The organism is Micromonospora sp. NPDC049497 (genome assembly GCF_044465805.1).
Taxonomy (GTDB): domain Bacteria; phylum Actinomycetota; class Actinomycetes; order Mycobacteriales; family Micromonosporaceae; genus Micromonospora.
Genome location: NZ_JBITMC010000032.1, coordinates 26,446 through 35,847 on the forward strand (window position 1 = coordinate 26,446; position 9,402 = coordinate 35,847).

Consider the following 9,402-nt stretch of genomic DNA (forward strand, 5'->3'; position numbering starts at 1 on the left):
CCCGACAAACGCCGTCGCGGCGCGCGGGGGGCGTGCGGTCCGGATCCGGCGCGACGGTGGCAGGCTGGCGGCATGGACGCGACACCGCTGCTCATCGTGGACGCCGCCAACGTCGTCGGGTCGCGGCCCGACGGCTGGTGGCGGGACCGTGCCGGCGCCACCGCACGCCTGCGCGACACCCTGGTCCCGGTCGCGGCCGACGGGGTACCGCCGGACCTGCCACCGCCGGCGGAGGTCGTCCTGGTCGTGGAGGGGGCGGCGCGGGACGTTCCCTCGGTGCCCGGGGTCCGGGTGGTCGCGGCGCCCCACTCTGGCGACGACGCGGTGGTAGAACTGGTCGCGGCCGCGCCGCAGCGGCGCCGGCTGGTCGTCACCGCCGACCGTGAGCTGCGGGAACGCGTCACCGCACAGGGCGCCGAGGTGTACGGCCCGCGCTGGCTGCGCGACCGGGACATCCATCCCCGGGAGTCCCATTAATCGGACTCCCGGTACTTCCGGGGGACAACCGGTCAGCGAGGCAGGAACACTGACAGGGCGGATGTTTGCTCGCCCACGCCGATAGGCTCTAATGGAGACCTCCCCGCCCCCAGGAGGTTCCGCCGTGGCGAGCGTCGCCGAGCTCAAGGCAGCCATCGATGTCGCGCTCCAACAGATCGGCGACGGCCAGAGTGCCGTGCAGGCGGCCGGCGAGAAACTGGCTGAGGCGCAGCAGACCCTCGCCGGCGCGCTGGAGGGCAGCGGGCACGAGACGGTCGAGGCGGCCCAGGCGTCGCTGACGCAGGCCGGCCAGGAGCTGGAGGAGTGCCTCGCCGCGACACTCGTCGCGGTCGAGCAGGCCCAGCTCTACGTCGCGACCCTCTGAGCCCGCCGTGTCCATCGTGGAGGATCTCGGCGCCCACGTGCGGGCCGCCGCCGACGAGCTGCCGCTGGGGCAGCTCGTACAGGCCCTGGAGAAGTTCGGGCAGGCCGCCGAGCGGCTGCGTTGGGTGCGGCAGGAGTCGGCCGACCCGATGGGGGTTCCGGAGCTGTCGGCCGCCACCGAGCACGCGGAGACCGCCGGCTACGCGCTGCGCGTCGCCCAGGAGCAGCTGTCGGCGTACCTGGCGGCGATCGGGCTGGCCGCCGACGGCGCCCCGGCTCCCCGGGGCCCGCAGGAGCAGCGACGGCCGGCCCACGACGCGCCGCGCGAGGCGGCACCGGCCGCACCCGCTGCCCAGGACGCCGGCCCGTCGACCGCGCCCCGCTGGTGGGCGGTTCGGGTCGCGGAGCTGACCGGCGGGTCGGAGGGCCCGCCGGGAGCGCCCGACGAGACCGTACGCGACTCCCGCGAGCTGCTGCGGCGGGTCGTGTCCGGAGTGCGGGCCGGCGACCGGGACCGGCTGCACGCCGAGCTGCGGCGGGCGCACGCCGACGTCGGCCTGGGCCTGGCCGCGGTGGCCCCGCCCCTGCTGCGTGAGCTCGCCGGCGAGCTGCTCGGGCATCCGCCCCGCGCCGACGACCTTTCCCGGCTCCGTCGCGAGCTGGACGGCCGGGTCCGCGACCTGCTGCCCGGGCTTCCGCCCCCGGTGCTGGACACCCTGCTCACCCGCGTCTGCCGGATGCCCCCGCCCCGACGCGGGGAGGCCGAGCAGCCGCACGCCGCCGACCCGGCGGTCACCGCCGGCGTCCTGGCCGGCGTACTGCTCGACCGCCTCGGCCGGGACCTGCCCGCCGAGGCCGAGCGGGAGCGGCGGGAGGCGCAGGCCCGGCAGCGGCGGGAGGACGCCGAGCGCCGGGACCGGCACGACGCGGCACGCGAGCGGGACGCCGTCCGCCAGCGCGACGCGGCCTGGGAACGGCGGGCCGCGTCGGCGCCGCACCGCCGGGACTCCGATGGCTGACCGGCGCAAGCAGCTGGTCACCCGGGTCCGGGGGATGCTCGGGGAGGCCCTCGGGTCGACCCGCACCCGGCTCGGCACCGCCCAGGAGGAGCTGACCGCCGCGCGGGAGCGGCTGGCCCGGGTCCGGCGGGCCGCCGACGCGGTACCGGCCCGGGTCGGCGCGGAACGCGACCGGCGGCTCGCCGACATCGACGGCCTGCACGCCGCCCGCCTGGCCGAGCTTGCCGCCCGGGCGGCCGACGCGGCCCGCCGGGAGGCGCCCGGCGCCGCCTCGGCCGACTGGCCGGGATGGCGGCCGACGCCGCCGACCAGGGCGGAACCGCCCGGCGCGCTGCGCATCGGCACGGTGGCCGTCGACGCCGACGAGCCGGTGCCGGCGCTGGTGCCGCTGCTCGACGGCGGGCACGTCCACCTGTCCGGTGCGGACCGTCGGGGCACCGAGGCGGTGGTGTCGGCTCTGCTGCTGCGGGCCGTCGGCCGCGCCGAGCCCGGCCGCGTGCGCCTGATGGGGTACGACCCGGAGCATCTGGGCGGCGGGCTCGCCGGGTTCGCGCCGCTCGGCACCGCCGGGCTGCTCACCTTCGTCGGGCCGGGCGGCCTGGGCCGGCTTCTCGACGACCTGGTCGAGCAGATCCGCCGGATCAACGAGACGGTGCTGGCCGGTGAGTACGGCTCGCTGCGGGAGTTGGCCTCGGCGACCGGCCGCCGGCCGGAGCCGTGGCGGGTGGCGGTGCTGCTCGGCGGCGACGAACTGTCCCGGCACGAGCGCGGCCAGCTCGACCGGGTGGTCCGCACCGGGGCGGCGTGCGGGGTCCACCTGCTGGTGCGCGGCATGTCCCTGCCGGACGACCCGACGGTGACCCGGGTGCGGGTGGAGTCCGGTGGCGCCCGCGTCGTCGACCTGCCGGTACGCCTGGACCCGCCGCCCCCGGCGACGCTGGTCACCGAGACCTGCCGGGAGGTGGCGGCCCGGGTCAACGCCGGGCCGGCGCCCACCCCGTTCACCGACCTGCTCCCGCCGGCCGACGAGATGTGGCGGGAGGACTCGGCGCACGGGCTGACCGCCCCGATCGGGGAGAGCCCACAGGGCCGGCCCGTGCTGCTCACCCTCGGCGACTACCCGCCGCACGCCCTGATCGGTGGCCCCTCCGGCACCGGCAAGACCAATCTGATCTTCGCCTGGATCGGGGCTCTCGCCTCCCGCTACTCCCCCGCGGAGCTGGAGTTCTACCTGCTGGACTTCAAGGAGGGCGTGTCGTTCGCCCGGTTCGCGCAGGGCCGCCGCGATCCGAGCTGGCTGCCGCACATGCGGCTGGTCGGCATCAACGTCAACACCGACCGGGAGTTCGGCCTCGCGCTGCTGCGGTTCCTCGCCGAGGAGCTGCGCCGGCGGGCCGACGCTGCCAAGAAGCACGAGGTCACCAAGCTCGCCGAGCTGCGCGCGGTCGACCCGACCGGGCACTGGCCCCGGATCGTCGCCGTGGTCGACGAGTTCCAGATGCTGCTCGCCGGCCGGGACGCGGTGGCCCGGGAGGCGGCCGACCTGTTGGAGGACCTGGCCCGGCGCGGCCGGTCGCAGGGTATCCATCTGGTCCTCGCCTCCCAGGACGTCCGCGGCATCGAGGCGCTGTGGGGGCGGCCGGCCCTGGTCGCCCAGTTCACGCTGCGGATCGCGCTGCCCAAGGCACTGCGCATCCTCGCCGAGCGCAACGACGCCGCGCAGTCGCTGCCCCGCCACCACGCGGTGGTCAACGCCGAGTCCGGCATGGCCGAGGGGAACGAGGTCGCCCGGATTCCGTCGGCCAGCGACTGGGACACCTGGAGCGACCTCCAGAACCGGTTGTGGCGGATGCGCCCGCCGGACGCCGCCCCCGCCCGGCTCTTCGACGGCGACGCGATCCCCCGGCTCGCCGACGCCCCCGACTTCCAGGCGCTGCGGGCCCCGGACACCGGCACGCTGCGCGCGCCGGTGGCGCTGCTCGGCGAGATCATCGACGTGCAGTCCCGGTCGGCGGCGCTGCGGCTGCCCCGGGCGCCGGGACGGAACCTGGCGGTGCTCGGCACCCGGGTGGACGAGGCGTGCGCGGTGCTGGACGCCGCCGCCCGGTCGCTGGCCCGGCAGCACCGGCCGGGTGGCGCACGGTTCTCCATCGCGTGCCTGGACCCGGACGCCGACCCGATCGCCCGGTCGCTCTACGAGGACCTCGCCGACGACGCCGCCTGGTACGACGAGGAGACCGTCGCCGAACTGGTCGCCGAGACCGGCGACGGGCTGGGCGCGACGGGCGCCACACCGCACTACCTGCTGCTGTTCGCGGTCGACGCGGCCGCCGGCGCCCTGGCCGCACGCGTCGGCGGGCGGACCGGCCTGGAGCAGCTGCGCCGGATCCTGCACGACGGGCCGGAGCGGCGTACCCATGTGCTGGCCTGGTGGCGCGGCGTGGCCCGGATGCGCGCCGACCTGGGTGGTCCGGCCGCCCGCACCGACCAGATCGGGGCGTGGGTGGCGCTGGACACGCACGGCGGGGAGCTGGGGTCGTCGCTCTACCCGGGCACCGGCGGACCGGACTGGTACCCCCGCCCGTGGCGGGGCCTGTTCTTCGACCGGGCGGTGCACCGCACCGGGCAGACGATCATCCCTTATGGTCCTGCCCGATGAACGAACCGGTGACCAGCGAGTCGTACGCGGCGCAGATCCGGCGGCTGGCCGACCTGACCGCGCGGGTGCGCGCCCAGCGGGCCGAGGCGCACGCCTGGTACGAGCAGCAGTGCGCGGCGGCGCGGCACGCGGTGGACCAGGCGCAGGCGCAGGTGGGTGCCGCCGAGCGTGAGCTGGTGAATGCCCGGGAGAGCCACGAGCTCATCGACGCCGAGGCCAACCAGTTGTGGCAGGAGCTGCGGGGTCGGCTCGGGGGAGGTCGCCGGCTCGGCGGCCCGCCCGCAGCGACGCCGGGGGCGACGGGTGACCCCGCGCTGCTGCTGGCCGGCGTGCGGGACCTGCTGCGGCGCACCGGGCAGCCCGGTGACCTGCCGGGCTCGGTGAACCCGCTGCTCGCGCTCTGTGGCATCGGAGGCGCTCTGGCCGCGTACGCCCTGGGGAGCGCGGCCCGGGCGGCGGGTGACCGGTACGGCGGCGACCTGGCGGTCGGCCTTCCGGTCCTGGCTCTGGTGGTGACGCTGCTCGGGCCGCTGGCCGGGCTGGTGCCGGCGAAGGTCCTCGCCGACCGCCGGCACGCCCTGCTCGGACCGCGCCCGGTGGCGGTGGTCCTGGTCGCCGGAGTGGTGACCACGATCCTCCTGCTCACGGTGTAAGGAAGGGGCCCTTCTTAACGCCTGGCGTGGTAAAAGGGGCCCTTCTTAACACGCCTCAGGCGGGGACGGCGACCGCCTCGCGCAGGAGACGGCGGGCCAGGGTGAGCCGGTCGGCGTCGTCGTCGAGCCCCGGGAGATCGCCGACCCGGTCGACCTCGCCGGCGAGCAGGGCACGGACGGCCGGCTCGCAGGTGCCGGGCAGGGTGATCGTGCGGTCGAAGATCCGCAGGGTGACCTTCTCCCCCGCCCGGGTGAGCTGCCAGCGCAGGCCCGGACGCGGGGCGATCCGGCTGTCGGCGTCCAGCCCGGCGAGCGCGGCGGCCTGGGCCAGCGGGCGGATCGGCGCGGGCCGGGCGGCCGGCCAGGCGCGTTGGCGCAGCCGGGCGGCGACCGCCGCCGGGTCGGCGCGCAGCAGCCAGTCGCGCAGCGCCTCGACGGTCTCGGTGAGCTCCGGCTCGATGGCGTCGGCGTCGGCCACGTCCACCCCGAACGGCAGGGTCGCCCGCAGCCGCTGGTCCTCCGCCGCGAGGGCGAGCAACTCCTCGACCAGCGCGTACCGGGTCAGCGCACGGATGCCGACGGTCAGGTGCAGCGAGCTGGACTCCTGCGCCTGGGCGCTGTGCAGCCACCCTCGCGGCAGGTAGAGGGCGTCGCCGGGGCCGAGCACCACGTCCAGCGCGGGAGCGCCCTCGGCGGTGGCCGAGACCTCGTCGGCCCGGCCGCCCCAGGGCTGCTTCTCCAACGGGTCGGGCAGCACGGGCGGGTGGATCCGCCAGTGCTTGCGGCCGTCTACCTGGAGCACGAACACGTCGTGGGTGTCGTAGTGGGTGGCGAAGCCCTGGCTGCCGGCCGGCGTCAGGTAGGCGTTGACCTGCAACGGCTGCCCGAGCGCGGTGCCGAGGTCCCGGGCGAAGTCGATCAGCGCCGGCCAGGTGCGGTGCAGCCCCTGGAGGACCAGGGTGGCGCCGCCGGCGTACTGCTCCAGGACGCGCTCGTCGAGGACCTGGTCGCCGATCTCGGCGCCCGCGCCGCCGCCGCCGGTGTAGCGCGCCGCCGGCAGCAGCGCGCCGTCGCGGGCGATGCGCAGGAAGGGGGTACGCAGACCGCGCCGGCTCAGCAGCTCGTCGGCGTCGGCGGGGCTGAGCAGGTCGGTGAACCCGGCCGGGTTGGGCAGCTCATCGGCCCGCGACAGCAGGGGTGTCCGCCCCCAGTGGGCCGTGGCGAACTTGCCCGGCTCGACCGACACGCAACGGGCCAGGGCGGCCGTGGACTCGGACGAAGCCGCCGGGCGGCCGTGGTGGCCGCCCGGCGGGTCGATGTGCGTCACGGCGATCGGTCAGGAGGCGCTGCCGTCGGCGCCGCCGTCGGCGTGACCCGGGGTGGCCCCGCCGTCGGCCGGACCCTCGGCACCACCGTCGGCGCCACCGTCCTGCTGACCCGGGGTCGCGCCACCGTCGGCCGGACCCTCGGCACCACCGTCGGCGCCACCGTCCTGGTGACCCGGGGTCGCACCGCCGTCGGCCGGACCCTCGAGGCCGCCGCCGCTGGTGGTCGTCATGTCGTCGTCGTTGAGTGCCATGGGTGCTCCCTCGGATGTGCCGCCCCGCCGTACGCCGGGGTCCGTCGTGCAGCGGGTGGTACCCCACACGCGATCTTCTCTAACCACACCGTAGACGGCCGTCGTGCCCGATACGGGCGGTTCGCCGGTCAACCGTTGCGACAGGTCGCGCCGTTGAGGGTGAACAGGGTCGGCGAGGTGTTGGTGCCGCCGTGGGTGCCCTGGAAGCCGAAGCTCACGGTGCCGCCGGGGGCGACGGCGCCGTTCCACGAGGCGTTGCGGGCAGTCACCTGCGTGCCGGACTGGGTCACCGTGGCGTTCCACCCTCCGGTGACCGTCTGACCCGAGGTGAGGGCGAACCGTACGGTCCAGCCGTTGACCGTGGCGGGCCCGTCGTTGCGGACGCGCACCTCGGCGGTGAAGCCGTTGTTCCAGGAGTTCGGTACGTAGGTGACGGTGCAGCCGGGCGGCGGGAGCGTCGGCGTGGGGGTTGGCGACGGCGAGGTGGGGGTCGGGGTCGGACTCACGCCGCCGCCGAGCGCCTCGCTGACCGCCTGGTACGCGGGCTTCGGCACGTAGGCGTCGTCCCAGATCAGGGCGGCGCCCTGCCCGGGGAAGACCGCGGGGATCCACGAGTACCGGTCGGTGATGCCCCACGTGGTGACACCCGCGCACCGGGTCACCGCGAGGCAGGCGTTCACCACGCGCTTGTAGTCGGCGGCCTGGGCAGCCAGGTTGGCCGCGGTCGCCGGCGTGGGCATCCGGATGTCCAACTCCGTGATCCGTACGTCCACGCCGAGGTCGGCGAAGCGCTGGAGGTTGGCCTGAAGGTCGCCGGGGACCTGGCCGACGATCAGGTGAGCCTGGAAGCCGACGCAGTCGATCGGCACGCCGCGCGTCCGGAAGTCGCGGACCAGGTTGTAGATCGCGGTGCTCTTCGCGTTGATCCCGTCGGTGCTGTAGTCGTTGATGCAGAGCTTGGCGGCCGGGTCGGCGGTGCGCGCGGCGCGGAACGCCTCCTCGATCCAGCTGTCGCCGATGCGCTGCTGGAAGACGCTGTCCCGGCGGGCGCCGGTGCCACCGTCGGCGAACGCCTCGTTGACGACGTCCCACGCGGCGACCGTGCCCCGGTAGTGGCCGGCCACCCCGGCGATGTGCTGGCGCATGGCCGAGAGCAGCTCCGGCCCGGACAGCCCACTCGCCCAGCCGGGCAGTTGGGAGTGCCAGACGAGGGTGTGGCCGTACAGCTTCTTGCCGGTGGTGGCGGCGTAGTCGGCGACCCGGTCGCCCGCGGCGAAGGTGAACTGGCCCCGGTTCGGTTCGGTGGCGTCCCACTTCATCGCGTTCTCGGCGACCACCAGGTTGAACTCGGCGTCGGCGATCTGCCGGTACGGGGCCTCGGCGAGTCGGTTCGGGTCCAACGCGAAACCGATGTCCCGGCCCTTCGCGTCGGCGAGCGCCTTGAGGGTGGTGGCTGCCGAGGCGGGCTCGGGCTGGCCGACGGTCTGGCCGACGGCGAGCGCCGCACCGGCCGCCAGGACGGCGGCCAGGAGGCCGGCGCGGCGACGGCCGGCGTGGTGGGGTTGGGTGCGCATGCGTCCTCTGTCCTTCGTCGGGGCCACCCGAGCGGGCGGCGGGAGTACGACGTCGGTCGATGGGAGCGCTACCACATGGTGTCAGAGCCGACCAGGTGGGTCAACCCGCCGGCGCCGTGGAAGGCGCGAAACCGACCGTGGTGACAGGATGGTCGGGGCTGACGACGGAGGTGGCGATGATCCTGGTCGGCACGTCCGGATGGCAGTACCGGGACTGGCGGGACCGCTTCTACCCCGCCGGCCTGCCGCAGCGGCTCTGGCTGGAGCACTTCGCCGCGCGCTTCGCCACGGTCGAGGTCAACAACGCCTTCTACCGGCTGCCGGAGCGGGACACGTTCGCCGCCTGGCGGGCCCGCACGCCCGACGACTTCTGCGTGGCGGTGAAGATGAGCCGCTACCTGACCCACATCAAGCGGTTGCGGGAGCCGGCGGAGCCGGTGGCACGGTTCCTCGGCCGGGCCACCGCCCTCGGCGACCGGCTGGGCCCGGTGCTGCTGCAACTGCCGCCCACCCTGCCGGCCGACCCGGATGCGCTGGACGCGACCCTGCGCCTCTTTCCCGCCGACGTACGGGTGGCGGTGGAGCCGCGCCACCCCTCGTGGTGGACCGACGCCACCCGGACGGTGCTGGAGCGGCGGCGGGCGGCGCTGGTCTGGGCCGACCGGCTGGGCCGGCCGGTGGCGCCACGGTGGCGTACGACCGACTTCGGGTACCTGCGCCTGCACGAGGGCCGCGCCCGGCCGCACCCCCGCTACGGGCGGGCGGCTCTGGCCTCGTGGGTGCGCCGGCTGACCGACACGTTCACGGCCGACGAGCCGGTGTACGTCTACTTCAACAACGACCCGGGCGGCGCGGCCGTCGTCGACGCGGTCGCCTTCGCCGACCTGGCGCGACGCGCCGGCGTGCCGGTCAGCCGGACACCAGAGCGGTGCGCGGGCCGGGGGGCCGGCGCCCCCCCCCCCCCGCCCCCCCCCCCCCCGGGGGGGGGGCCCGGGGGGCCGGGGTGTTACCCCCCCGCGCGGGGGGCAGGGGGGGGGGAACAAGAAGCCCCCCCCCA

General features: G+C 76.0%; 8 protein-coding genes and 1 pseudogene. 6 read left to right on the forward strand and 3 right to left on the reverse strand.

The window, feature by feature from the left end; translation table 11 throughout:
• Window positions 1–72: 72 nt before the first annotated feature.
• The 5 genes from ACIBR0_RS27835 to ACIBR0_RS27855 all read left to right on the forward strand — a co-directional run bounded on the left by ACIBR0_RS27835 (window position 73) and on the right by ACIBR0_RS27855 (window position 5,192).
• On the forward strand, window positions 73–477 hold the full coding sequence (locus tag ACIBR0_RS27835; protein WP_396720528.1) for a hypothetical protein: 405 nt from the start codon (window positions 73–75) through the stop codon (window positions 475–477).
• 124 nt (window positions 478–601) lie between these two features.
• Window positions 602–862 carry a hypothetical protein gene (locus ACIBR0_RS27840; protein ID WP_168002926.1) on the forward strand — a complete coding sequence of 87 codons (261 nt, stop codon included), beginning with the start codon at window positions 602–604 and terminating at the stop codon, window positions 860–862.
• Window positions 863–869: 7 nt separating this feature from the next.
• Complete coding sequence (locus ACIBR0_RS27845; RefSeq protein WP_396720530.1) at window positions 870–1,880, forward strand: hypothetical protein; 1,011 nt, start codon at window positions 870–872, stop codon at window positions 1,878–1,880.
• Window positions 1,873–4,539, forward strand: a complete 2,667-nt coding sequence (locus ACIBR0_RS27850; RefSeq protein ID WP_396720532.1) for an FtsK/SpoIIIE domain-containing protein — start codon at window positions 1,873–1,875, stop codon at window positions 4,537–4,539. The genes ACIBR0_RS27845 and ACIBR0_RS27850 overlap by 8 nt, the downstream gene beginning before the upstream one ends.
• Window positions 4,536–5,192 carry a hypothetical protein gene (locus ACIBR0_RS27855; RefSeq protein ID WP_396720534.1) on the forward strand — a complete coding sequence of 219 codons (657 nt, stop codon included), beginning with the start codon at window positions 4,536–4,538 and terminating at the stop codon, window positions 5,190–5,192. Before ACIBR0_RS27850 ends, ACIBR0_RS27855 begins: the two co-directional genes overlap by 4 nt.
• A 55-nt stretch (window positions 5,193–5,247) precedes the next feature.
• On the opposite strand, the gene ACIBR0_RS27860 is transcribed toward ACIBR0_RS27855, so the two are convergent.
• The 3 genes and pseudogenes from ACIBR0_RS27860 to ACIBR0_RS27870 form a co-directional block, all read right to left on the reverse strand.
• On the reverse strand, window positions 5,248–6,519 hold the full coding sequence (locus tag ACIBR0_RS27860; RefSeq protein ID WP_396720536.1) for a cupin domain-containing protein: 1,272 nt from the start codon (window positions 6,517–6,519) through the stop codon (window positions 5,248–5,250).
• 15 nt (window positions 6,520–6,534) lie between these two features.
• Window positions 6,535–6,771: pseudogene (locus ACIBR0_RS27865) on the reverse strand (hypothetical protein); the annotation flags it as partial.
• Between the two features lie 128 nt (window positions 6,772–6,899).
• The gene (locus tag ACIBR0_RS27870; RefSeq protein WP_396720538.1) at window positions 6,900–8,345 is read right to left on the reverse strand and encodes an endo-1,4-beta-xylanase; all 1,446 of its coding nucleotides are present in this window, start codon (window positions 8,343–8,345) and stop codon (window positions 6,900–6,902) included.
• A 176-nt stretch (window positions 8,346–8,521) separates the two neighbouring features.
• On the opposite strand from ACIBR0_RS27870, the gene ACIBR0_RS27875 reads away from it, so the two are divergent.
• Window positions 8,522–9,402, forward strand: an 881-nt coding sequence (locus ACIBR0_RS27875) for a DUF72 domain-containing protein (RefSeq protein WP_396720539.1), incomplete at its 3' end; no start/stop codon positions are given.

Bases quoted from the DNA above. Each gene is read 5' to 3' on its own strand.
- ACIBR0_RS27835 (WP_396720528.1), top strand. From the start codon at position 73: ATGGACGCGACACCGCTGCTCATCGTGGACGCCGCCAACGTCGTCGGG.
- ACIBR0_RS27850 (WP_396720532.1), top strand. From the start codon at position 1,873: ATGGCTGACCGGCGCAAGCAGCTGGTCACCCGGGTCCGGGGGATGCTC.
- ACIBR0_RS27855 (WP_396720534.1), top strand. From the start codon at position 4,536: ATGAACGAACCGGTGACCAGCGAGTCGTACGCGGCGCAGATCCGGCGG.
- ACIBR0_RS27870 (WP_396720538.1), bottom strand. From the start codon at position 8,345: ATGCGCACCCAACCCCACCACGCCGGCCGTCGCCGCGCCGGCCTCCTG.